The sequence below is a fragment of the Pseudoalteromonas sp. H103 genome, from assembly GCF_001469205.1.
Classification (GTDB): Bacteria; Pseudomonadota; Gammaproteobacteria; order Enterobacterales; family Alteromonadaceae; genus Pseudoalteromonas; species Pseudoalteromonas carrageenovora.
In genome coordinates, this window is record NZ_LOFG01000015.1 from 421,313 (window position 1) to 446,901 (window position 25,589).

The following is a 25,589-nucleotide window of genomic DNA, read 5'->3' on the forward strand; positions in this document are numbered from 1 at the left end:
ACAATAACCTGAATCGAATTTTATGTAATAGTGTAATTTATATAACAATAAAAGCCACTCAATAACTATTATGCATTAACCAAATAATTTTCTTCTTACTACTTTTCTGTATTCGCTTGGCGTTTGGCTTAGCACTTTTTTAAACACGCGAGTTAAATGGCCTTGGTCGTTATAGCCGACCTCAAGCGCCACTTCTTGAATAGTTAAATTAGACGACGCTAATAATTCTTTAGCACCTTCAACCCGTAATTGCTGCCAATATTCTATAGGGCTTTGATTAGTTGCAAGCTTAAAGCGCCGTGTAAAGGTACGGTAGCTTAAACTAAATTGTGCCGCTACTTCTTGTAGGTTTAACTCGCTGGCTAAATTGGTTTTAAGCCAAAACTGAATTTGGGCTATAAGTTCATCTGGGTGGCGGTCAACCGCGCCTTCAAGGTAGCGCTGATCTTCGTAGGGTTTACGTACTTCGTGCGAAAAGTTACGTTCTACGTGCTGTGCAGCGGCTTTGCCGTAATATTGGCTAATAATATGTACGATCACATCGGCAAGTGCATTTAAGCTTGCAACCGTATATATGCGCTCAGATTGGGTTATAAAAAAGTCGGGTTTTAGGCTAACCAATGGGTAGTCGTGGCTAAATTGTTTTGCATAATGCCAGTGGGTTGTAGCGGGGTGCCCATCAAGTAATCCTGCCTCTGCAACTAAGCAATTACCAGTACCCACACCAATTATATGGCTGCCAGTTTCAAAGCTTTCTTGTAGCCACTCAACTACCTCTTTATTAGTACGAACGACAGGACGAGGGTTTCGCCAAATGCCGGGTACAATAATTAAATCGTTATACGGTGCGTTAGCAGTAGTGCAATCGGGGACTATAGCAAGGCCGGTACGATTTTGTATTGGCTCATTATTTTTAGCAATTAAATTTATACTAAGTGGTCTAAAGTCAGCTTGGTTTAAGTGGCCTTTTGCAAACGCTTCGCCGGCTCTTAGCATTTCAATGGGTAGCGTTAAACTGGTAATAAGTAAGTGTGGGTACACAGTGATTGCAATATTTAACGCGGGATTAAGAGATTTTTTATTCATTTTAATGCTCCGACCAGTACTCTTTGGCCTTTAATGCTGAATATTTGGCTATTAAAGCACAAAGTGCTGTGGTTAATCCATTTAAACTGTTTGCTTCTCCAATAACACGCTTTAAAGGTTAATTATGACAGCATTACCTGTAATTGTAGGCATGGGCGGTATAAACGCCGCAGGCCGAACTTCTTTTCATCAAGGTTATCGCCGTATCGTGTTAGATGCATTAAACGCACAAGATCGTAGTGAAACATTTTTAGGCCTCGCCACATTAATGAACTTGGTAAGCGTTGTTGATGGCAACCTTCAAGATACAGATGGTAATAATGTTGAGCAAAGCGACATAGAAGCACGCTTTGGTGAGCAAATTATTGCTGGGACGCTTATTCGTAAAATTGAAAAAGAACATTTTGATGCAGATGCCACGCCTTGGCAGCAAAAGATGACCTTAAAGACATCTGACGAAAACGCAATTGTATTTGAAACTCGCGCACGTGATTTACCAACCCCTGTGCCTGCAAGCTGGAAAGTGCAAGAGCTTGACGGCAAAAAAGTAAAAGTAACGATAGCCGCAGACTTAGACGTAAAGCTTGATTCTACACGTGATAACCCGATTAAATCGGCGGGGCAGTTTCCTACAGGGTTTGATCCATCAATTATGTATAACAGCCGTTATCAGCCTCGCGGTTTGCAAGCCACCATTTTTGCTGCAAACGATGCGATTAAATCAACAGGCCTTGACTGGCAACGCATAATGAATAGCGTAGAGCCAGATAAAATTGGTACCTATTCAGCCTCTGTTATTGGCCAAATGGACGATAAAGGATTAGGTGGTTTAGTTAAAGCGCGTCAGCAGGGCGATCGTGTTAGTACTAAGCAATTAGCACTTGGTTTAAACACGATGTCGACTGATTTTATAAACGCGTACGTTACAGGTAATGTAGGTACTACGTTTTCTACCTCGGGCGCATGTGCCACTTTTTTATATAACTTACGCGCTGCAGTAAACGATATTCAAGCAGGGCGCACCCGTGTTGCGGTTGTTGCAAGTGTTGAATGCGCTATAACGCCTGAAGTAGTCGAAGGGTTTGGTAATATGAGCGCCCTTGCAAATGTTGAAGGCCTGCGCCGTTTAGATAACTTAAGCAGTGAACAAGAGCCCGATTACCGTAAAAGCAGCCGCCCATTTGGCGAAAACTGTGGTTTTACATTAGGTGAAGGCGCACAAGTCACTATTTTAATGGATGATGCATTAGCACTAGAGCTTGGTGCAGATATTATGGGCTCAGTACCTGATGTATTTGTAAATGCCGATGGCATTAAAAAATCAATCACTTCACCGGGTCCGGGTAATTACATTACCATGGCTAAATCTGCGGCATTGGCAACAAGCTTATTAGGTAAAGGCGCACTACAAAACCGCAGCTTTATTTTAGCGCATGGTTCAAGTACACCGCAAAACAGAGTAACTGAGTCACTTATTTATCATAAAGTAGCGCAAACCTTTGCCATTGATAGCTGGAAAGTAACAGCGCCAAAAGCTTATGTAGGGCATACAATTGCACCTGCAAGTGGCGATCAGCTAGCTATTGCGCTGGGTGTATTTAGTCATAATATTATGCCAGGTATTACTACCATAGATAAAGTTGCTGACGATGTTTATGCAGATCACTTAGATATACGTAACAGTCATTACGATTGCGGCGATATGGACATAGCTTTTATAAATTCAAAAGGCTTCGGCGGTAATAACGCCACTGCTACAGTACTTAGCGCTAAAGTAACACTACAAATGCTTGCTAAGCGTCATGGTGATGAGGTTATAAGTAATTATGCAGATAAAAATACATCTGTTATTGCTGCGCAAAATACCTATAAAGCACAAGCAGACCTTGGTAAGTACGAATTAGTATACCGTTTTGGCGATGGCGCCATTGACGATAACGACATTGTAATAGGCGAAGACGGCATAGAGCTTCCTAGTTTTGAGAAAGCAATTTCGTTTAGTACAACCAACTCCTATCAAGATATGTTTTAAGCACACATACTTGAATCCCAAGGCGCTGCTTAAAGCGCCTTTTTTTATTTAAATATTAATTCAATTTAAAAAGCATCATATTATTTTTATATTTAAAGTTATGATATGTAATTAAAAATTGAAAAAATAAGTATATCTCATTAGTTTTAATGCTGGCTTTAATTGAAAATTATTATATCTGTTCCATACTATTTATTAATAGATAAGCCATATCAAAACTATTCCTAAAACTAAAAAATTATTAATTTGGCTATTAACTGTACTTACATTTATTTGTAACTAGGTTTTTAATCACTTGGTTTTCGGCTGAGCTGATTTTAATACTCAATATTATTAATCGACTTAGGAATAGCAATGAAATTAACATCATTAATTAAATGGCTTATTAGAGCAAAGTACCTCACTTTTTATATTATATTTTTTGGGTCAAAGGTTAGTTTAGCTTCAACTGTTTTATTTGATGACACACCACAAAATGGAACATCATTATGGTCTACTTCATCAAGTAAATCATCATTAACACAAGCAGATGATCCCGTCGCAGATGGTTCTATTGCAATAGCGATGAAAGCTCACAATTGGACACAATCTGGATTACGCATTGCTAAAATCCCTCCTTATAAAGATACAATTCTTGAAGCAAAAATTTTCAGAGTGTCAGGCAGTAAAGGAACATTGATGTTTCGCCGTGGAAAAAACTCCTTAAAAATAAATCTTGATGAGTCCAATAGTGAATTTTGGACACTAAATGGACAGCCTGGACACAGTGATTATATTGATAATAAATGGCATAAGATTCAAATTCACCTTAAGCATTTTGATTTAAACGAGGGGGAAAATGTTTTAGCGCTTGGAATTCAAGGGCCACAAGGGACTGGAACGTTTTACATGGACTCTGTGTCTTTTATTGAAAGTGAACCAGATATAAGCACTTCTCCGCCTATTTCTGGGGATTGGGTTGTGTCTTTTGAAGAAGAATTTGATTCAAACGTACTTGATCCAAGTTACTGGCACGTTGGAAAGCAGTATTTAGGAATGAGTGGTATTGCTGGGAATGCGGGTGGTGAAAATATTGATGTTGAAGCAGGTATGTTAACGCTTAAGGCAGAGAGAAGTAATCTTGAACAGGGGAGTAAATCATATAAATACAAAGGTGCAGAAGTCAGCACTTTTAGAAAATTTAGACAGCAATATGGGTATTTTGAAGCGAGGATAAAGCACGAGTCTACACACGGTGCTTGGCCTGCATTTTGGTTGCTCCCAGACAAAGGTATTTATGGTAATAATTCATACAGAAGACAAGCATTATTAAAGTTTGATCTTAATGACGTCCATGAAGCTGCTTACTCCGCAATTTTACGGTTCAAAATCTCCCAAGCAACAAATAAAAGTAGTATTGCAATACATAAAACACTTACAACGGACTGGTCTGAAGATACTGTTACTTGGAATACTAAGCCAAAAATTGATCCTGCTTGGTTTGTTCAAAGATATGGAGAGACAACAGGTAATATAGTTGAAGTTGATGTTACTGATTATATACGCGATCAACAAATTGCTGGTAAAGAGGCTAGTTTTGCATTAGTAGATAATTACATGCGAAAGCAGCTTGTTGAAGTTTTTAGCACTGAGACCAATAATTTAAATGACAGACCTATTTTAATTGTTAATGAAAACAATATTGTTGCAACGGATGATGCATACGTTCGTGGAGGAGAGTACTCAGATGAAAATTATGGTGAATATTCATCTCTTCTAGTTAAAGACGTGTGGGGTGACACTTCGTCTACCTTTGGTAAAGGAATGGAGTTCGATATTATGGAATACCAAGGAACTTGGGGAGAAGGTGTAAGTTGGTCAGCTCTTCACTGGGATGGTTATGGTAGTAAGCATATATCAAAAGACTCTGGGGAGCTTTACCTTAATAGCTCGGACAATGGCTTTCATGTTTATGGTATGCATTGGGAACCTAATTATGTTGCCATGTACATAGATGGGGACAAGGTCTGGGAGTTTGAGAGCGAAAGGATAGGTAGTTTACCCTCATATATAATATTATCATTACAAGTAGGTGGCTGGGATGGTAATTCAAGTAATATTGATGATGACTTTTTTACTAATATGTTAGTAGATTACGTAAAAGTTTGGAAAAAACCGGAATATGATTAGTCGTTTATATTAGTATTTATAAATTTTAATTAAGCGTATTAACTATAGTTAACCTTTATATAGTTTCACTGAATTTACGGCGCTGTTTAAAGCGCCTTTTATGTTTTGACTTTACCAAACTGATAGTTTGTTGATTAAAAAATCATCATGTTGGTTGTTTCTTATCTTGCGATTATAGGCTAGACTTGTTTTTATAATAGAAACATAATCTAGGATGGATAAATCGATGAAAAAACTTTTACTCGCACTCTCTCTCGCTTCAACCTTTGCTCCCTTATCAGTATCAGCAGATGATTTTGTACCAGCACAAGTGATAAATAAAAATTACGACCAGCTCACTAATACGTCACCGCGTGCATCAAGGCTAGAAGGGATTAATTTAAGCAGTTACGTGGTTGATGAAAACGGGCTGGTAAGTGATATCGAAATTGTGGCCACTGCAGGGCAAAAAAAGTATCAACGAGAAGTTATCGATTACGTTTCTAAACTTAATTATAAAAGTGCACGACTTAATGGCGGGGCTATTTCTTCAGCTAAAACGATTACTGTAAGCTCACAAAATGTACATGCCAGTTTTTCTAACGATCAAGCATCTCCAGGGTTTTTCAACGATTATGAAAAAGCCAGCCAGCTTATTGATGATAAAAGGTACGATGAAGCTAAAACGTATATTACAGAGCTTGAAAACGAGCATACTAAAAATACTGTTGAAATTGTTTTACTCGCGTGGCTTAAAAGTCAACACAGCTACTTTGTACAAGACTGGCAAAGCTTTGATGAGCATATTTATGAAGCGTTTTTATTTAGGGATAACTTACCCGACCAAATTAAAAAGCGAGTGATTAAAAATGCACTGCAGTGGTTTATATCAAAGCAAGATTATGTGCGCGCTTACGATGCTATTGAGGCATTAGGCGATATAGAATCTATAACCTTTTCAGAGCAAAATAAAGCGCAGTTATTAGCGCAAGTGAACGATATATATAAAAATTCGGGTGATATAAATCAGCAAATATTGCTTGAGTCTGAGCAAGCTGTTTTACCTTTATTGTCGAAAAGTGAAGTTGAACTAAAGACTGAAAAGCCTTTATCTAAAGTGCAGCTTCGCTGTGAAAATAAAGTAGTAGATTACGATACAAGCGCTATTGATAAAATTGTAATTTCGAAAAACGACGTGCGCTGTGGGTTACTATTAAAAAGCGCTCAGGCTCAAACAGTTACAATTAAACAAAGTGGTGAAAGCTTTTTATAAAATTTACTAAGTATACTTACTAATTATATCCCCGCAGACTAATGCGGGGTTTTTGTTTTAAAAGTATTTAAATTTTATATATATTTAGCAATTAAACTGCGTTTGTTATTTCGCTTCCAGGTAATGTAGCGCTTAGCAAGTAAGGTGGTAAGCCCAATCACTACAGCTATAAATGTAAGCGTTGCTATGTAGCTCATCCCATAACCTGGTGGTAAACCCACAAGGGTTTCTCCGTATGTCATATCACTAAAGTTAAGCCCTAAAAAGGGAATTAATAGCCAAGCTATTGCATGCAATAAATACAAATGTACAAGGTATGAAAACATACTGGTTTTACCGAGTACTTGTAAAAAGCCATGAGAGAAGTCTACTTTAAAGTGGCTTAAAAGCTTAAGTGCTATAAGGCCCAAGCCTACTGTTAACAGCATAAACTGTAATGAAAGAGGGTATTTTGTTGGGTTTAAAAGCGACATGACGGTATCAACAGTATTACTATGAACTGTAAATATTGAAGCGTCACCGTATAAATTAAAACCGCGTAGCACTGCATATAAAGCTAAGCAACTTATACCCAGTAAAGCTGCATAGTTTATCGCTTTTGTACTGTATTTTTTCGCTTTGTAATACACACCAGCGCAATAAGCGAGTGTCATTAATCCTACAATGGGTGCTACAGGGTAGGTTGTTCTGATTTTAAAGTCGAAAGGCAGTTCGAGTACATTTTTTTGATGAGCGATAGACCAAAGCGTATTTGCTAGAGTATTAGGCTCAAAACTTACACCATCAAACATATTGTGGCCAAATACTAATAGCAAACCCGCTATAAATACAGCATGTAAGCCAATTAAACGAAGCAGCCCCAGCATTACAAAGCCCCAACCTATAGCCCAAATAACTTGTGCGTATAACATAGGAAATAACGGGTTAAAGCTCCACGACCATGAAACGATAGTAAATTCAAACAAAATAAGTACTAAACCGCGGACAATCAAGTTGAGTGAAAATGCTTTGGTAGAGGCGTATTTATGCTCGGTTATAGCCGCAGACAGCCCCGCTAAAAATACAAAAAGAGGCGCACAAAAGTGCGAAACAAAACGGGTGAAAAAGGTTAGCGGATCAGTCCCCGGAATAGTCATCGGATCGGTCACAGAATAATTTAGGCAGTAATACATGCCATGGTCTATAACCATAAATATTATGATAATACCTCGAAGTAAATCAATGTGATGCAGTCGAGGCGTAGCGGATGTGATTGACATTAATAAGTTCAAAACGCGTGATAAAAATTTGCCATTATTATATGTTATATAATAACGCCATGCGAGTTTGAGGGAGTTAGTTTATATACATTAAGCTAACTCTTTAAAGTTTGTAAAAAGTTTAGTATCCAGATTTGTGGCTATTTAAACTTTTTAACGTACCTGAGTGTTATAAAATTAATAACAGCGAGCAATATCGCTATTTCATAACGGCTATACGCTACAGCAATGCCAATTAACCCCATATTCCAAATACTTGCTGCGGTTGCAGTGCCTGATGTTGACTTATTATTTTTTAAAATTGCACCACCGCCTATAAAACCAATACCGGTTATTATGCCTTGCAGCATTTTAGATTGCGCCTCAGCACCATCTAGTACCGACATCGCTATTAGCGCATAACCACATGATGCTACGGCAACTAAAGGGAAAGTTCTTAATCCTGCACCATCGTGGCTGCGCTCTCTATCGTAAGCCATAGGAAGAGCAAGCAAATAGGCTATGCCAAGGTGAATTAAATTATCTATGATTTCATTCCACTGTAAATCAATTTCCATTGTTATTCCTGTTGGTAAAGTTTGTAAATTAATAGCAATAGATAAGCCAACTTAAAACTAATTATAAAACAGTGGTTTATTAGTTAATTGTGCCCCTAAAGTTAAAGGAACTAGAAACATTTACACAATCAGTTACGCTTTTACTCAATAATGAACATAAATAGCAATGTGCAGACGTTGCTTTTTAGAGAATTTTAATAATACGTTTTTCATTACTTCCGCCGAGGTTTTCACCTATAAAACCCTAAATTAGCTCACTTAATTAAGCAATTGGCAGAAGAACATTTGAACTGTGTATTAAAGCGCCTTATTCTTTTAAACATAAACAACATATGCGCGAGAGCCACTTGCACTTAACAACTTCAAAGCTTGAAAAAACAGCTTTATTACTTTGCATTAGTTTATCTATTGTCGCTTTTTTATTTCCTGAATTACTAACGACAAACTTACAGCCAGTTATTAATGATTTATTAGGCTTGTTAGGAGCACCATTTTTTATTTTGGTAAATTTTTTACTATTTGCGGTAATTGCCATTGCGATTAGCCCAATTGGGCAACGTAAAATGGGTGGAGAACATGCCCATATTGAATTTAGTCTGTTTGGCTGGCTTTCTATGCTTTTTGCGGCGGGTATGGGGTCTGGGTTAATTTTTTGGGGCGTAGCTGAACCTGCACTTCATTCAGTTAATTCTGTACTAAAACAAAGTTTATATGCAAACACTCAAACTAGTGGCTTGGCGCTTACACTTGTAAATTGGGGAGCGCATGCATGGGCACTGTATGCGGTGTTTGGTTTAGTTTTAGGAGAGCTTAGTACTAAAAGTGGTAACGCTGGCGATATAACCGCGCCTGTAATTAATGCAACCAAAGGGGTTATTAATAGAGGTTGGCAATTAAAGTTGAGCTTTAGTATTAAACTTATAGCCATATTTGCAATATTTTTTGGCGTCGTAGGGACTATTGCAAACTCAACGTTATTGCTTCGTAAAGGATTGGAGTTAAAGCTTGGCGTTGAGTCGGTATTGCTTTCAGGTTTTATTATAATTAGTTTGATCGTTATTTTATATACGGTTTCGGCAAAGCTTGGCCTGAAAAAGGGTGTTCAAGCGCTGAGTAAGTTTAATGTTTTTTTAGCTTTTGGGCTGATTATATGGTTATTATTTTATGTACCGATAAAACCAATTATTGATATAGCAATAGGGGGTACTTGGGATTATATTCAACTAATTACTACTGGTACTTGGCAATTAGAAAGCGTACTTAAAAACCCTGAGTGGGCAAATGGTTGGACCTATAATTATTACTTTTGGTGGTTAGCTTGGGGGCCATTTGTAGGTGTGTTTTTAGCTAAAATAAGCCAAGGTAGACCAGTCTGGCAATACATTGTAGGCGTAGTGTTAGTACCTACCTTTGTAACCATAATATGGTTTAGTGTTTTTTCGGGGTCGGCCATAGCGTGGGACCAAACGCATAATGCAGGTATTTTAGCGGCTATTAAAGCCGATTATACACAAGGACTATTTGTGTTTTTTGCACAATTAGGCTGGCAAGGAAGTATTTTAATTTGGTCAAGCTTGCTGCTTTTGCTAATTTTTGTAGCAACATCGGCAGACTCAGCAATACTTGTAATAAAAGAGTTAAGTTCGTCAAATAAAAATATGCATACTAATAACTCAGCTAGTTTATATGGGTGGTCTTTTGCTTTAGGTATATGTGCCTTTGTATTACTTGTTCAAAATAACGAACCACTCAATAGAAGTGTTGCCATTATTGGCGCGCTTCCCTTTTTGGTTATTTTTATTTTACAGCTGGTGGGTTTTATTAAAGAGTTTGTAAGTGAATTTAAGTACTAGGCGTATACTAATTTTAAAAACATGAGTAAGCATCGTATTAAATAGTAGATTTACTGTGTTCAAAATTAATTATATTGATTAGATATACATATTTTTACAATGCTGTTTGTAAAGTTGTATATAATTTAGGTAATATTTTTGATCAGGATGAATCATGAGAACGCTAACTTTATTTTTATGTGTTATTTACCTAAGTGGCTGCACTGTCGCCGGTGCTATAATTGATGGGCAAGCACAGTCAAATGCACGTGATAATAAATATAGTAATAGTCCTGCTCGTTCAGAGCCTTACAAAAATCCACTCGAACCTGTACCTACAGACAAAAATGGGTTCAGTTTTACCGATGTAGGGTTAAAAATAGATTCATTACTGATCAATTTAGTAAAAGGTGAGAGCAATACTGTACAAGTATGCAGGCAAGTGAGTAGGGTGTTGAAAGAGTGTGTAGAAGTAGATAAATCAAACCTACACACTAATGAGACTACGCAGTCAAAAACTGACTATGAAATAATAAGTGTTGGTCAATAAAGCTACTTATAAAAAAGTAACTATGATCGTACCCTTCTTGCATTTCAAGCGTCAACGGGTAAGCTTTCTCGTGAGCGACAGCTACTAGGTTTTGTGGTTTAAGTTGCTCTTCTAAAAACCCGTCTGCGCCTCCTTGAGTGGCTAGCATAGGTAGGTAATCGTCTTGCTTTGCTAGCTTCATAAGTTCGCACGTATCGTATTGTGCCCAAAGCGATTTATCATTGCCTAAATAACCTGTAAACGCTTTTATGCCCCAAGGGCAATTTATTGGGTTAACTATTGGGCTAAACGCAGAGGCACTTACATAAGCTTTTGGGTTTTTAAGTGCAACCATTAAAGCACCGTGCCCACCCATAGAATGACCACTAATTGCTTTGGTACTTGTTACCGGAAAGTGCTGCTCTATAAGTGCTGGTAGCTCATCAACCACGTAGTCGTACATATTAAAATGTGTATTAAAAGGTGCTTGCGTTGCATTTAGATAAAAGCCAGCACCTTGACCAAAGTCGTAATTATCATCATTGGGTACGTTATCGCCACGCGGGCTTGTATCAGGTGCAACGATTGCTATACCCAGCTCGGCGGCTTTTTTAAACGCGCCCGCTTTTTGCATAAAGTTTTCGTCTGTACAGGTTAAACCCGATAGCCAATAAAGCACAGGTACTTTGTTTGTTTCACTTGCACCTGGTGGTAAAAATACCGCAAAGCGCATAGTGCAATGTGTACTTGTTGCAGGATGAGTATATTGCTTATGCCAACCACCAGCTACTTTTGTACTTGAGATATTCTCTAACATAAAAATCCTTAAAAGCCGCAAACCTTTAGGTTTTACGGCTTTTTATTAAGTCGTTTACTAAGTACTTATTAGTAATGAATTACTGTACGAATACTTTTACCTTCGTGCATTAAATCAAATGAATCGTTAATTTGTTCAAGGCTCATTGTATGAGTAATAAAGTCGTTTAGGGCAAATTCACCCGCCATGTAGCGCTCAACTATTTCAGGAAGTTGCGAGCGGCCTTTAACGCCACCAAATGCGCTACCACGCCATACACGACCAGTAACCAGTTGGAAAGGGCGTGTAGAAATTTCTTGGCCAGCACCGGCTACACCAATAATTACCGACTCCCCCCAACCTTTATGACAACACTCAAGGGCAGAGCGCATTACATCAACATTACCAATACATTCAAACGAGTAGTCAACGCCACCGTCAGTCATTTCAACAATCACTTCTTGAACTGGCTTATCGAAATCTTTAGGGTTAATTAAATCTGTTGCGCCAAGTTTCGTCGCAAGGTCAAATTTACTGGTGTTAATATCAACACCAATAATACGACCAGCACCTGCCATTTTTGCACCAATAATTGCAGATAAACCAATACCACCCAGGCCAAAAATTGCAACTGTCTCGCCAGGTTTTACGTTTGCAGTATTTGTAACAGCGCCCATACCCGTTGTTACACCACACCCTAATAAACAAATTTCTTCAAGTGATGCTTCTTTATTTACTTTGGCTAATGAAATTTCTGGAAGTACTGTGTACTCAGAAAACGTTGAGCAACCCATGTAGTGGTAAATTGGTTGGCCCTCTTTAAAAAAACGTGTTGTGCCGTCTGGCATTAAGCCTTTACCTTGTGTTTCGCGTACTGCTGAACACAAGTTAGTTTTGCCAGATGTACACATTTTACAAACGCCACATTCAGCTGTGTATAAAGGAATTACATGATCGCCCACTTCAACACTCGTTACGCCTTCGCCAACTGCGTATACAACGCCTGCGCCTTCGTGGCCCAAAATAGCTGGGAATATACCTTCAGGATCTTCTCCTGATAAGGTAAATGCATCGGTATGACAAACACCAGTAGCGGTAATTTTTACCATTACTTCGCCTTTTTTAGGCATCATCACATCAACTTCTTCAACGCTTAAAGGTTGGTTAGGACCCCAAGCTATCGCCGCTTTTGATTTTATAAATTCAGACATGTGTTTATCCTTTGTAGTGGTATTAAATATCAATTGTAGACCCAATTTGTTTGGGTAATGCGACTATTGTATTTGTTTCTCGTATAGTGATAATCTCTGTTTTATTAAAACACTTTTACAGTATGGTAATAATGGCGCGTTGGGACGGGATTGACGAATTTATAGCAGTCGGTGAAGAAGGGAGCTTTACTGCTGCGGCAAAAACGCTAGGGCTTTCGGTTGCGCATATTAGCCGGCATGTAACCGCCCTTGAGCAACGTTTAAATACCCAGCTCTTAACGCGTACCACCCGAAAAGTTGTTCTTACCAAAGAAGGAGAGATTTTTTTACATCAAATAAAACACTTACAGCATGCAATGGACGATGCTACGCAAGGCCTTGCAACACATCAAACTACGCCTAAAGGAAAAATTAAGCTAACGGCCCCTGTTATGTATGGGGAGACATTTATTATGCCTATTGTGCACAATTTTATGCACGATCACCCTGAAGTAGAAGTTATTGCTACACTAAGTAACGAACAAGAAGATTTACTAGAAGGTGGGTTCGATTTAGCAATACGGTTAGGGCATTTAAAAGATTCAAGTTTAAAAGCACGAAGATTAAGTGCTCGGCGCTTTATTATGTGTGCATCACCTTCGTATTTAAGGCGCTTTGGTGAGCCGCATACCTTGGGGGAATTAAATAACCACCAATGCTTAATAGGTAATAGCAGTTATTGGCGTGTACACGAAAGTGAGCGTGAAAAACACATTAAAATTGCTGGCAGGCTACAGTGCAATAGTGGGTGGGCACTTGTTGATGGTGCTAAAAAAGGCTTAGGAATTGTGCAACTGCCTGACTACTACATAGGGAACGAAATTAACAGTGGGGAGCTTGTGCCTATTTTAACGTCATATCAACCTAAGCAAGAAGGTGTGTGGGGCATTTATCCGCCGCGTCAATTTGTAGCTACTAATGTACGTGTATTGCTAGACTATTTAGTTGCTGGCCTTAAAGAATAAATTGCACTAAATAAATTGCTGAAAAATAAGCCAAGTCTCAGATTTATAAATTATTTCTTACATTTATGGTCATATTCAATAGCGCTAACTTCGTGCTATTATAGCCGCACACTTTTAACATAAATGTTTTAAATAATATGTTTCAACCGGTTAGCTTATTTATAGGACTTAGATACAGCCGCTCCTCAAAAGGGAACGCGTTTATATCGTTTATTTCGTTTTTTTCTATTGCCGGTATTGCTATTGGTTTAATGGCTTTATTTACTGTAAGTAGTGTAATGAATGGCTTTGAGAATAGCTTAAAAACAAATATGTTAGGGCTTATACCGCACGTAGAGGTTCAAGCAAACAAACACACCAACGCGCAAATGACAGAGCTTAAGTTAAGCTTAGAGCAATCTCCTTATGTAAATCATGTCAGCCTTTATAGGCACGGCGAAGCTATATTACAGACTAACAATGACCTTCATGGTGTGTTGTTACAAGGATTATTTGACGACAATGGCTCGATTTATAAAGTTACGGATAAAATAGTTCAAGGTGATTGGCAAAGCGTTGTGAACAGTAATTACAACATTGCAATTAGTCGTTACTTGAGCCGAAAATTAGGGGTAGGAGTAGGCGAGAAGCTTCGTGTAATTATGCCTAATGCTTCAACGTATACGCCTCTTGGTCGTGTGCCTAGCCAACGTTTATTTAAAGTGGCTGCTATTTACGAAACCGGCTCTGAAATAGACATGGCTCTTGCATTTACAAGCGGTGCGTCGTTACAACGAGTATTAAAGCTTAGTAAAAATACTGCACCAAATTTAAGCGTATCGTTATATGAGCCTTTTGAGCTTGATGAATTTATTAAAGCAAGCCAGTTTATTTTAAAAGAGTATACCCATACCGATTGGCGCAGCACCCAAGGAACACTTTTCGCTGCTGTAGCAATGGAAAAACGCATTATGACTATGTTACTTGGGCTTATAGTGCTAGTGGCAGTGTTTAATATTGTCTCGGCGCTCACAATGATGGTGAGTGAGAAACAAGGTGAAGTCGCTATTTTACAAACCCTTGGTTTAACGCCCTCACAAGTGCAAAAAGTATTTATGGTACAAGGGTTATATAACGGTGTAATAGGTACTGCTATTGGCGCTTTTTTAGGTGTGCTATTTAGTTTATATATTAACGAACTACTGGCTTTTGTAGGCTTGAACTTATTAGCTGGGGCTGAGCTTCCGGTTAAATTTAATGCATTAAGCCTTACTATTATTGCGTTAGGTAGTATTGCAATGAGCTTTTTAGCTACTTTATATCCTGCGCGCAAAGCCGCAAAAGTAAAACCAGCAGAGGTACTGCGTTATGAATGATTTAGTTATTAGCTGCGAAAATTTAAGTAAAGTTTATCAAGATGGCAACAACAAAGTTGAAGTTTTAAAAGGTGTTGATTTAGCACTGCAGCAAGGAGAAATGCTTGCTATCGTAGGCAGTTCTGGCTCTGGTAAAAGTACGTTGTTGCATATTTTAGGCACCCTTGATAGCGCAACTTCGGGCAGTGCAAAAATTAAAAACCAAGAAGTAGCTAAGCTCTCACGCACTCAACAAGCTGCATTTAGAAATCAAAATTTGGGTTTTATTTATCAGTTTCACCATTTATTGATGGAGTTTAGTGCCGTAGAAAACGTAGCAATGCCACTACTCATTAAAGGGTTAAGCGCAAAGGCTGCAAAATTACAAGCGCTGGAGATGCTAGATAAAGTAGGCCTTGCTCATAGAAGTGCGCATAAACCTTCAGCACTTTCTGGTGGTGAGCGGCAACGCGTTGCTATAGCGCGTGCTTTGGTAACTAAACCTGCATTAGTACTTGCAGATGAACCTACTGGTAATTTAGATAAACAAAATGCGATTAAAATTTACGATTTAATTAATGAGCTAAATAAAAGTTTAAATACCAGCTTTGTGGTTGTAACACATGATTTAGAGCTCGCAGATAAGCTTGGAAAAATAGCATATTTAGATGATGGAAAATTATTAATTAAAGAGTCGCAGCATGTTGCTTAGTGCATTTTTAAGTGAACGCTTTAGAGCCTATTCAGGCCATAAAGACGAAAAAAATGGATTTGTTAGTTTTATAGCTAAAGCCTCTACTGTGGGGATTTTACTAGGGGTTGCGGTTTTAATCGTTGCACTGTCGGTAATAAATGGCTTTGAGCAACAATTAGTGCATCGCTTATTAAGTGTTGTACCGCAAGTAGAGTATGTAGCGCCAAGCAGGCCAATTGCCAATTGGCCTGAAAAAGTTGAACGATTAGAGCAGCAGCCACATGTAACAGGCGCTGCACCATTTATAGCTGTAAATGGTATGGCACAATTTAAAAGCCAATTAAAAGCAGTTGAAATAAGAGGTGTCGAACCATCACTTGAAGGAAATGTATCGGCTGTTAATCAGTTTGCAGGTGGTACTTTAGTAAGCCAGCTTGGCCAAGAAGATGTAATTTTAGGCAAGCAAATAGCTGTGCAGCTTGATGCTCACATTGGCGATAATGTCACTTTATTAATTCCGCAAATAAGTCAAAAAGGGCAATCACTACTTGCACCTAAACGTGTAACGCTTACTTTAGCTGGCTTAATAGAAATGGGTGGGCCAATAGATAGCACTGCTGCGTTTATTCATTTAAATAAAGCGCAAAGCGTTTTAGGCTACGATAGCAGCCAAGTTACTGGGCTTCGCCTGAGGGTTGATGATGTGTTTTCGGCTCACCAAATAGCGCTCAAAGTAGGGCAAAGTATTAGTGATTATGTTTATGTGTCTAGTTGGTTTAGAACGCAAGGCAGCTTGTATCAAGATATTCAAATGGTGCGCACTATCGTTTATATAGTGGTGTTTTTAATAATTGCTGTAGCGAGTTTTAATATTGTGTCCTCTTTGGTAATGGAAGTACGAGAAAAACAAGGCAATATAGCTATTTTAAAAACCATGGGCGCTAAAGACAGCACTATTTTAGCTACTTTTGTAATGCAAGGTTTAACCCAGGCTTTAGTTGGTGTTCTTTTGGGTACTTTAGTTGGGGTTGTACTTGCATTAAATATTAGTGAACTATTTACTTGGGTAAGCCAATTGTTTGGTGCTAACCCGCTTGAGGGCGTGTACTTTATTGAGTTTTTACCAAGTAAATTAGTACTTAGCGATATTGGTATAACTGTAATAGTCACATTTGTATTAGCAATATTTGCCACTATTTACCCTGCATGGCAAGCTACACGTGTTGATCCCGCCAAGGTACTTGGCAATTAACCTTACTAAAACAATAGGGTCGGGTTTGTAAAGCTGCTAAACTGCGCGTTTATAAAATGTTGAGCGCTATTGCTTAGCCTTACTACCCCCTTACTCAGGAAATTACTTTGACAAATAACGATATTTTACGCCGTCTTCGCTACACCTTTAACTTAACAGATACTGCCATGGTTGATATTTTTGCTGCAGCAGAGGCTACAGTAACCACAGAGCAAGTCATTGCATGGTTAATAAAAGAGGGCGAGCAAGAGTTTGTTAAAATTTCAGACACTGAGTTTGCAACGTTCTTAAACGGGTTTATTAATACTAAACGCGGTAAGCGTGACGGCGAACAACCAATACCAGAAAGTAAGCTAAATAATAATATTATTTTTATGAAGCTGCGTATTGCGCTAAACATGAAAGCAGAAGATGTAATAGCAACGCTTGCACTTGTTGACTTTGATTTGAGTAAACACGAATTAAGTGCGTTTTCTCGTAAGGTAGAAAACAAACATTACCGAGTGTGTAACGATCAAATACTACGTTTATTTTTAACTGGCGTTCAGCAGCAATACCGCCCTGCAGAGTAAATAAAGCGAGTGACTGTTAACCTCTTTGTAAATTTAATCTTTAAAGGTCAACAGATCCTAACAGCTCAGCAAATGCTGAGCTTTTTTGTATTTAGGGACTGAGATTAAGAGAAGGCTTGGTCTGATAGCGCTTCTTGCATTTGCTCACGCATTTTGAATTTTTGTAGTTTGCCCGTTACTGTCATTGGGTAACTTTCTACAAAACGAATATACCGAGGCATTTTAAAGTAGGCCAATTTGTCTTTTAAAAATGCACGAATTGCTTGCTCATCAAGTATTGCATCTTCTTTTGGCTGAATCCACGCACACACTTCCTCACCGTATTTTTCATCGCTAATACCAAATATAGCGGCATCTTGTATACCGGGGTATGTATAAAGGACCTCTTCAATTTCTCGAGGGTAGACGTTTTCACCACCACGAATAATCATGTCTTTAATTCGCCCAACAATGCTAACAAACCCTTCGCTATCCATAACACCTAGATCGCCTGAATGAAGCCAGCCGTCACTATCTATTGTGGCTTTTGTTTTTTCTTCGTCATTCCAATAACAGCGCATTATGCCTGCGCCTTTAGAGCAAACTTCACCGGGTAAACCTATTTTTTGAATATTACCCAGTTCATCAATAATTTTAACCTCAGTATGAGCAAGGGCGCGCCCAACGGTGGTTACTTGGCGCTCTATTGATGAGTCTGTTTCAGTTATATTATTTATAGGGCTGCATTCTGTTTGTCCATACGCAATTAAAACCTGATGCATATTCATTTGGGTTTGAACTTTACGCATGACTTGTTCAGGGCAAGTAGAGCCTGCCATAACCCCCGTTCTAAGTGACCTTAAGTCATATTCATTAAAGGTGCTGAGCTCAAGTTGACTAATAAACATAGTGGGAACACCGTGCAGTGCTGTACAACCTTCTTGTTCAATTACATCAAGCGTTGTTTTTGCATCAAACGAATCACTTGGATAAATAGCTGCTGCTCCTTTTGCAACACATAACAAACTGCCAAGCACCATTGCAAAGCAGTGATATAAAGGAATGGGAATACATAACTTGTCTTGCTCAGTAAAATGCATGGACTCTGCTACAAATAGCGCATTGTTTAATATGTTTTTATGAGTAAGCGTTGCACCTTTTGGGTTACCTGTTGTGCCCGAAGTAAATTGAATATTTATGTCCTGATCGGCACTTAAATTTGTAGCAATAGCGTTAAGTTCAAGCTCATGAGCTGACGTGGCCATCTTCATAATATCTGAAAACGAAAACATGCCAGCGCTTATCTCATCACCAATGCGGATCACATTTTTAAGACTAGGTAAGGCTTGAGCTGAAAGCTTGCCATTGTCACAATGTTTAAGTTCTGGCGCTAAACTATTTAGCATATCTATATAGTTGCTGCCTTTAAACTGTGAAGCCGTAATGAGTGTAGAGCATTCAACGCTATTTAATGCATATTGAAGCTCGTTTGGCCGATAGGCTGGGTTGATGCATACCATAATGGCACCAATTTTTGCGGTAGCAAATTGAGTTAGGCACCACTGAATATTATTTGGTGACCATATTCCTACCCGATCTCCTGGCTTAACGCCTATGGCTAATAACCCCATAGCGAGTTGATTTACTTCTTTTTGAAACTCTTTATAGGTTAAACGGATGTTTTGATGATTTACTACCACCGCGAGCGAATTGGGATTTTTGTCGACAATAAAATCAAAGTAGGCACCAATGGTTTTATTGGTTAAAGGTGTATTTCGTGAGCCTTTAAAATAGCTTTGTGACAACGGCAATGTGTTTATAAGTTCCACTTCTTTAACCGCTTTATGTTGTGTGTGCATGTGTTTCTCCGTGTCGATGTGTGTGACGTACATAAACTAAAGTTTAAATAAACATATATTGTCGACAAAGAGAAGGGTGGTTAGACTAATGTATTAGCTATAATTGTGAGGTAGTATATAAGGGTTGCATCTAAAGCGAGGCATAAGTTTCTTAATACCTTATGCCAAATACGCTAAGTTAGTCAGTATGTGTGTTAACTAAATTGGGCATTAAGTTAAGTCTGTTGTGAATCGCATGATGAATAAATTCAAGCTTTGTTCTTACTGCTTGCGTTAACACAAACGGATAGGCATCGGCTAACCCCATGCTACGGTTAAGAGAATTTAATATAATCGAAAACTCCATCCAACTATCTAAAATTGATGTTATTGAAGTTTGCCCATAAAAATAGTGTGAATTTTGTGGCAGTCTTAGCTCATCAGCTTCATCTATTTCATATTCGCTACCAGTAATAGAGCCTGTAATTGAAAAGTTTTTTGCAGTCTCTAGTGTGTCAATAATATGCATGTAGTGAGCCCATGTTTCAGCCCAGTCTTCAAATGGGTGCATAGTGGCATACTCGCTAATAAAGTTTTCATGCCAATTAGCGGGTGCACCATTTTTATAATGTATGTCGAGGGCTTCTTGGTAATCAAGCGCATCATCGCCAAAGTATTGCTTACATAAAGCATGTTTCTCTGGTGAGTTGGCAATGAGTTGATCAAAATAATAATGGCCTAATTCATGGCGAAAATGCCCTAGTAAAGTACGGTAACGTTCACCCATTGCATGCTTTGTATGTGAGCGCGCTATATCATCTGCTTCAGCTAAATTTATAGTGATATGCCCACAATTATGTCCGGTAAATACATCCTCATGACCAGCGAGCTTTGTGACAAAGTGATCGTTTACGTTTCTGTCTGTTATAAAGTCAAAACTTAAACCATTTACAGGGTCTTGGTTTAAGTTATTAAGCGGAACACAAAGTGCCTTTAAAGTATATAAAGCACGGCGCTTAGCCGTTTCCATATTGCGCCAAAGCGGAATATGTTTGTCTATAGTTAAATCGGGAACTGTTTCATTAAAGCGACACGCAAAACAGAGCGTTTCGTCTTTATCTACGGGGGGGTCAAACGTATTCAAATTAACCATGCCATTACATGCGCCAAAGTGTGCGTTGTTATCACATTTTTGATAAGGCACATCGGGTTGCTCTGCCTTGAAATATAACCCTGTTTCCTCGTTAAATTCGTAGGGTTCAACAAGGTCAAAATTGTCGTCAATTCCTAAAGTACGACCACAGGCTAAACAATGACTACTTTCAAAAAAAATGGTGAGGTTATCTTTACAGTTACATTTAAAGGTTTTCATATTTTTACCGTACTAGCAAAAAGGGCATAAACAACAAAACGGGTTATGCACGTGAATAGTCGCAAAGTTACGCACTATATGCGTTGTAATAATTCAGTCTTTTTAGTATTAAACTCACTTTCACTTAGCGCACCTAACTCTTTTAAATGCGCAAGCTTTTCGATTATTTCGAGGGTTTCAGCTACCGAAAAGGGCAAAACATTCCCTTGTGTATTTATTATATTATTTACCGCTTTTTGTGGCTCAATTTGTTGCGTTTGCTGAGCTTGTTGATCACTTGCTGGGTTATTTACAGGTTGCTCAATAGGGGCTTGTGTTGCTTGTGCGAAATTTTGTTGCTCAGGCTGAATAATAGTATCTGTTGGTTGTGAAATTAATGGCAAACTATTTACGCTAATGTTTCCCCACTGGCTGTTAAACGTAAGGGAAGTTTCGCTACCTTGTTGCTGGCTTACACCACTAATTTGGTGATCAAGCGTATCGTAAATAGTTATTTGACCATTTAGCTCAACGGCTAACCTGTTTGGGAATACCGCATAACGGATATTATTTTGCGCGCCACTACTAAAGGGGCTACCCAAATCAGTTGGCCACCATTGAGCGCTACCTGGTGTACCTGCTGGTATTACAGGAAATACCTGGTTAGCACTTAAAAGGTTAGCCAGTTCATTACATAAGTTATCGACGGTATTTTTTAACCCGTTATTAAACATATCACCAACCATGGTCATACCGCCTCGCATCCACTGACCCGAACCACCAAGCTCAGGGCAATTAAACTGTGCCATTGAGCCACCACCATGATTTACTGCTATTAGCATATGCACTACGGCATCGTAGCTAAGGCCATAACGCGCAGATATACCTTTTACTAAATTATCGCCAGTATCAGTTAGCGTTTGCATAAAATAGGTGTCCTTTAAATTAAGGGTGTGTCATTTGCACATTTCCATGGTGCATTTGATGATAATAAAAGCGTGAAGATTAATATTACTTTAATCGTTTTGCTTTAATCTGAGTTTGACTAATTCTTAAAACATAAATGGTTAAAAATCGCTCCACTATAACAGCTTTATAAATTTAAATAGCAGTATTTAGTATGAACTATTTTTTAATGCTCGGCGTGCTTATTTAAAGTGAAATAATTTAAATCAGTTGTTTTTTATTTAGCCATAAATGGTTTTATAGAATACAGTTAGTAAAACATTAATGGATATTTTTCTTTGTTAATATTCAATATTTTAAATTGTTGTAATTTAATAAAGACTAAATTTTTGTCTTTTTTGGTGCAGCATTTGCACCAAAACAAAGGCAAATTTTTTAATTACGTAAATTTGTGAAAGCTAATATCTATGTGAATGGCCAATGGGTGTTTTTTAGCTGTTTTTAAGGCCTCGTATAAGTAAAAATTTTATGGAATATAAATTGCACAATATTGCTTAGGATAAGTCATATTTTGTAATACCTAACTGGCTATACATTATTAAAGGGGAATTAATCAATGACAATTACTGTTGGTATAGCGCACCATACTCAATACAAGTACGACCGAGCGGTAAACATGGGGCCACATATCTTTCGTTTACGTCCTGCTCCGCATAGCCGCACAAAAATAAAAAGCTACTCGATTAAAATAGTCCCTGAAGATCACTATATAAATTGGCAACAAGACCCTTTTGGCAATTATCAAGCAAGGGTTGTGTTTAATAAGCCTACAACAGAGTTTAGCTTTACGGTTGACCTTGTTGCTGAAATGACGGTGATTAACCCTTTTGACTTCTTTTTAGAAGAATACGCAGAAGAATTCCCTTTTAAATACGATAAAGTGTCAAAAGCAGAGCTTAATCCTTATTTAAAAAAGCGAAAGCCAAGCCCTAAATTCGTCGATTTAATTGAGTCTTTACGCCCTGAAAAGCCTATTAGAAGTGTTGATTTTTTAGTAGCGGTTAACCAAGCTATTTATAACTTGGTAGGGTATGGCATTCGTTTAGAGCCTGGCGTTCAAACGGCAAATGAAACACTAACTAAAGGTACTGGTTCGTGTAGAGATTCTGCATGGTTATTAGTGCAACTTTTTCGCCATTTAGGCTTAGCTGCTCGCTTTGTTTCTGGTTATTTAATTCAACTAACGTCAGATCAAAAATCATTAGATGGTCCAAGCGGCCCTGAAGAGGATTTTACCGACTTACACGCATGGACTGAGGTTTACATTCCTGGTGCTGGTTGGATAGGGCTCGATCCAACGTCAGGCTTATTTGCAGGCGAAGGGCATATCCCGCTTGCGTGCACGCCTGAGCCAAGCTCTGCTGCACCGGTATCGGGTGGTATTGATGAATGTGAATCTGAGTTTAGTTTTTATAATAAAGTGACGCGTGTTCATGAAGACCCGCGTGTGACTAAGCCATACTCTGAAACACAGTGGAGCGCTATAAACCGTTTAGGTTTACAAGTTGATGATATTTACAATCAAGAAGGGATCCATTTAACCATGGGCGGTGAACCTACGTTTATTTCAATAGACGATATGGAGCACCCGCAATGGAATACAGAAGCAGACGGCAAAGAAAAGCGCGTACTTGCCCAAAACTTATTTGTTGCTATGAATAAGGTATATACAAAAGGCGGCTTTACACATTACGGACAAGGCAAGTGGTACCCAGGCGAACCATTACCTCGTTGGCAATATGCATGTTATTGGCGCAAAGACGGACAAGCGCTTTGGAAAGATACAAACTTACTCGCTGATCCTAATAAAGACTATAAATTAGATCACACAGACACCAAACGCTTTACCGAAAAGCTCTGCGAGCAAATAGGCTTAGAAACAAAAGCAATTACGACTGCCTATGAGGATATTTTATATCATTTATGGCAAGAGGCCTCACTACCTAAAGAGGTCGGCCCAAAAGAGCCTGAGTTGTTAAATGCCATGAGCCGAAAAGGCTTTTTAGCAAAAATGGAAAAAGGAATAGAAAACCCTGTAGGTTATGTGCTGCCATTACAATTTAATGAAAGTAAATACTGCTGGCAATCCTGCCTGTGGGAATTTAAACGTGAACACTGTTTTTTACTACCTGGTGAATCACCGCTGGGCTATCGACTTCCACTTGATAGTTTACAGTGGAGCGGCAATATAATTGACCGCGACCCATTTGATATACCAGCAAGTTTTGAGAAGACTAAAAAACTTAAAAAAGGCTTTATTGGTAGTGAAATGATCAAAACGGCTATGGCACTTGAAGTGCGAGAAGGGCGTTTATATATTTTTATGCCACCAACGAGTCATTTTGAACATTACATCGCATTATTAAATGCAATAGAAAGCACGGCTAAAGCGCTTTCAATACCCGTTGTTATAGAAGGCTACAGCCCGCCGAAAGACAGCCGTATAGAAAAATATGCAGTCACACCTGACCCTGGTGTTATTGAAGTAAATATACACCCTTCAACCTCATGGAAGCAGCTAGTTGATAGAACAACAACACTGTATGAGCTTGCTAAACAAACGCGCTTAGGTACCGATAAGTTTATGGCAGATGGTCGCCATACAGGTACTGGTGGTGGTAATCATGTAACACTTGGCGGCGAAACGCCTGATCAAAGCCCATTTTTACGTCGTCCAGATATATTAAGAAGCTTTATTACCTATTGGCAGCATCATCCGGGGTTATCTTATTTATTTTCAGGTTTATTTATAGGCCCTACAAGCCAAGCACCACGTGTAGATGAAGCGCGTGATGAGCTGCTTTATGAACTTGAAATTGCCTTTTCGCATATGCCTGAGGGCGAAGTGCCTGAGCCATGGCTAGTGGACAGACTACTACGTAATTTATTGGTCGATTTAACAGGTAATACGCACAGAGCTGAGTTTTGTATTGATAAACTGTATTCACCTGATTCACCAACGGGGCGCTTAGGTATTGTCGAGTTTAGAGGTTTTGAAATGCCGCCGCACTCGCAAATGAGCCTAGTGCAAATGTTATTACTGCGTACCTTACTTGCTTGGTTTTGGAAAAAACCTTACCACAAACCATTGGTACGGTGGGGTACAGAGCTTCATGATAAGTTTTTATTGCCTCAGTATGTTGAAGACGACTTAGCTGAAGTAACGCGTGACTTACAAGAAGCAGGTTTTGCGTTTCAATTAAGCTGGCTTAATCCATTTTTTGAATTTAGGTTTCCGGTTTGTGGCACACGCGAACTCGATAACGTAACGCTAGAATTAAGAACCGCAATAGAGCCTTGGCATGTACTAGGTGAAGAGGCGAGTGCATCAGGTACTGCACGTTATGTAGATTCATCCCTTGAGCGTGTACAAATAAAAGTAAAAGGCGCTATAAGCGATAGATACATTGTTACTTGTAATAGCCGTAGAGTGCCGTTAAAAGGGGTTAAAGGAAAAGGGCATGATGAACTTGTGGCGGGGATTCGCTACCGAGCTTGGCAGCCACCTACAGCACTGCATCCTACTATTGGTGTACATGCACCATTAGTCTTTGATTTAATTGATACCTGGGAAGGGCGCTCATTAGGCGGATTTGTTTATCATGTAAGCCATGCCGGAGGACGCAACCCTGAAACGTTACCTGTTAATGCATTTGAAGCAGAAGGGCGTAGAGTCGCACGTTTTTGGGAACACGGTCACACGCCATCGTTGTTAGCATCTGATCAACCAAGTTGGAGCCCATCAGCCGCTACACGTACGTTTACTAGTGCAGAGACGGTGAGTGACTTTGTAGTACCTGATGAAGAAAACGTTAATATGGATTATCCAAATACGCTTGATTTAAGACGACAACCACGATTTAAATAAAGCATAAA

19 protein-coding genes are annotated in these 25,589 nt (G+C 38.8%); 11 read left to right on the plus strand and 8 right to left on the minus strand.

The annotated features are described in order from the left end of the window. Positions 1–75 precede the first annotated feature (75 nt). The gene (locus tag ATS74_RS11685) at positions 76–1,086 is read right to left on the minus strand and encodes a GlxA family transcriptional regulator (RefSeq protein WP_058549068.1); all 1,011 of its coding nucleotides are present in this window, start codon (positions 1,084–1,086) and stop codon (positions 76–78) included. 124 nt (positions 1,087–1,210) lie between these two features. Between ATS74_RS11685 and ATS74_RS11690 the strand changes: the two genes are divergently transcribed. From ATS74_RS11690 to ATS74_RS11700, 3 genes are all read left to right on the plus strand, one after another. After that, a complete protein-coding gene (locus ATS74_RS11690; RefSeq protein ID WP_058549069.1) occupies positions 1,211–3,118 on the plus strand; it encodes a beta-ketoacyl synthase in 1,908 nt (635 codons plus the stop codon). Between the two features lie 354 nt (positions 3,119–3,472). Further along, positions 3,473–5,287 (plus strand): CBM96 family carbohydrate-binding protein, encoded by a 1,815-nt coding sequence (locus ATS74_RS11695; RefSeq protein ID WP_058549070.1) that lies wholly within the window; start codon positions 3,473–3,475, stop codon positions 5,285–5,287. A gap of 226 nt (positions 5,288–5,513) precedes the next feature. Continuing rightward, complete coding sequence (locus ATS74_RS11700; protein ID WP_058549071.1) at positions 5,514–6,539, plus strand: energy transducer TonB; 1,026 nt, start codon at positions 5,514–5,516, stop codon at positions 6,537–6,539. Positions 6,540–6,613: 74 nt separating this feature from the next. Here the strand turns inward: ATS74_RS11700 and ATS74_RS11705 are convergent, their stop codons facing one another. Next, positions 6,614–7,798: a DUF1624 domain-containing protein gene (locus ATS74_RS11705; RefSeq protein WP_058549072.1), complete on the minus strand. Its 1,185-nt coding sequence runs from the start codon at positions 7,796–7,798 to the stop codon at positions 6,614–6,616. Positions 7,799–7,938: 140 nt separating this feature from the next. Further along, on the minus strand, positions 7,939–8,355 hold the full coding sequence (locus tag ATS74_RS11710; RefSeq protein ID WP_058549073.1) for an MgtC/SapB family protein: 417 nt from the start codon (positions 8,353–8,355) through the stop codon (positions 7,939–7,941). Between the two features lie 347 nt (positions 8,356–8,702). On the opposite strand from ATS74_RS11710, the gene ATS74_RS11715 reads away from it, so the two are divergent. Next, positions 8,703–10,208 (plus strand): BCCT family transporter, encoded by a 1,506-nt coding sequence (locus ATS74_RS11715; protein ID WP_235592008.1) that lies wholly within the window; start codon positions 8,703–8,705, stop codon positions 10,206–10,208. 154 nt (positions 10,209–10,362) lie between these two features. After that, positions 10,363–10,737, plus strand: a complete 375-nt coding sequence (locus ATS74_RS11720; RefSeq protein ID WP_058549075.1) for a hypothetical protein — start codon at positions 10,363–10,365, stop codon at positions 10,735–10,737. Here the strand turns inward: ATS74_RS11720 and fghA are convergent. Together fghA and ATS74_RS11730 are read right to left on the minus strand one after the other, a co-directional pair. After that, complete coding sequence (fghA, locus tag ATS74_RS11725) at positions 10,691–11,533, minus strand: S-formylglutathione hydrolase (protein ID WP_058549076.1); 843 nt, start codon at positions 11,531–11,533, stop codon at positions 10,691–10,693. The genes ATS74_RS11720 and fghA overlap by 47 nt on opposite strands. A gap of 68 nt (positions 11,534–11,601) precedes the next feature. Next, complete coding sequence (locus ATS74_RS11730; protein WP_058549077.1) at positions 11,602–12,723, minus strand: S-(hydroxymethyl)glutathione dehydrogenase/class III alcohol dehydrogenase; 1,122 nt, start codon at positions 12,721–12,723, stop codon at positions 11,602–11,604. A gap of 131 nt (positions 12,724–12,854) precedes the next feature. Here ATS74_RS11730 and ATS74_RS11735 point away from each other — a divergent pair, with 131 nt between their 5' ends. The 5 genes from ATS74_RS11735 (at position 12,855) to ATS74_RS11755 (ending at position 17,579) form a co-directional block, all read left to right on the plus strand. After that, on the plus strand, positions 12,855–13,727 hold the full coding sequence (locus tag ATS74_RS11735; protein ID WP_201023027.1) for a LysR family transcriptional regulator: 873 nt from the start codon (positions 12,855–12,857) through the stop codon (positions 13,725–13,727). Between the two features lie 137 nt (positions 13,728–13,864). After that, positions 13,865–15,082, plus strand: a complete 1,218-nt coding sequence (locus tag ATS74_RS11740; protein WP_058549079.1) for a lipoprotein-releasing ABC transporter permease subunit — start codon at positions 13,865–13,867, stop codon at positions 15,080–15,082. Then, positions 15,075–15,773: a lipoprotein-releasing ABC transporter ATP-binding protein LolD gene (gene lolD, locus ATS74_RS11745; protein ID WP_058549080.1), complete on the plus strand. Its 699-nt coding sequence runs from the start codon at positions 15,075–15,077 to the stop codon at positions 15,771–15,773. Before ATS74_RS11740 ends, lolD begins: the two co-directional genes overlap by 8 nt. Beyond that, positions 15,763–17,007 (plus strand): lipoprotein-releasing ABC transporter permease subunit, encoded by a 1,245-nt coding sequence (locus ATS74_RS11750; RefSeq protein WP_058549081.1) that lies wholly within the window; start codon positions 15,763–15,765, stop codon positions 17,005–17,007. Before lolD ends, ATS74_RS11750 begins: the two co-directional genes overlap by 11 nt. 107 nt (positions 17,008–17,114) lie before the next feature. Further along, complete coding sequence (locus tag ATS74_RS11755) at positions 17,115–17,579, plus strand: DUF1456 family protein (RefSeq protein ID WP_058549082.1); 465 nt, start codon at positions 17,115–17,117, stop codon at positions 17,577–17,579. 104 nt (positions 17,580–17,683) lie between these two features. Here ATS74_RS11755 and ATS74_RS11760 read toward each other — a convergent pair whose 3' ends face one another. The 3 genes from ATS74_RS11760 to ATS74_RS11770 form a co-directional block, all read right to left on the minus strand. Then, positions 17,684–19,417: an AMP-binding protein gene (locus ATS74_RS11760; RefSeq protein ID WP_058549083.1), complete on the minus strand. Its 1,734-nt coding sequence runs from the start codon at positions 19,415–19,417 to the stop codon at positions 17,684–17,686. A 178-nt stretch (positions 19,418–19,595) separates the two neighbouring features. Then, a complete protein-coding gene (locus ATS74_RS11765) occupies positions 19,596–20,768 on the minus strand; it encodes a zinc-binding metallopeptidase family protein (RefSeq protein ID WP_058549084.1) in 1,173 nt (390 codons plus the stop codon). Between the two features lie 74 nt (positions 20,769–20,842). Beyond that, a complete protein-coding gene (locus tag ATS74_RS11770) occupies positions 20,843–21,673 on the minus strand; it encodes an SHOCT domain-containing protein (protein ID WP_058549085.1) in 831 nt (276 codons plus the stop codon). A 596-nt stretch (positions 21,674–22,269) separates the two neighbouring features. Here ATS74_RS11770 and ATS74_RS11775 point away from each other — a divergent pair. Further along, the gene (locus ATS74_RS11775) at positions 22,270–25,581 is read left to right on the plus strand and encodes a transglutaminase family protein (protein WP_082660589.1); all 3,312 of its coding nucleotides are present in this window, start codon (positions 22,270–22,272) and stop codon (positions 25,579–25,581) included. Positions 25,582–25,589: the final 8 nt, after the last annotated feature.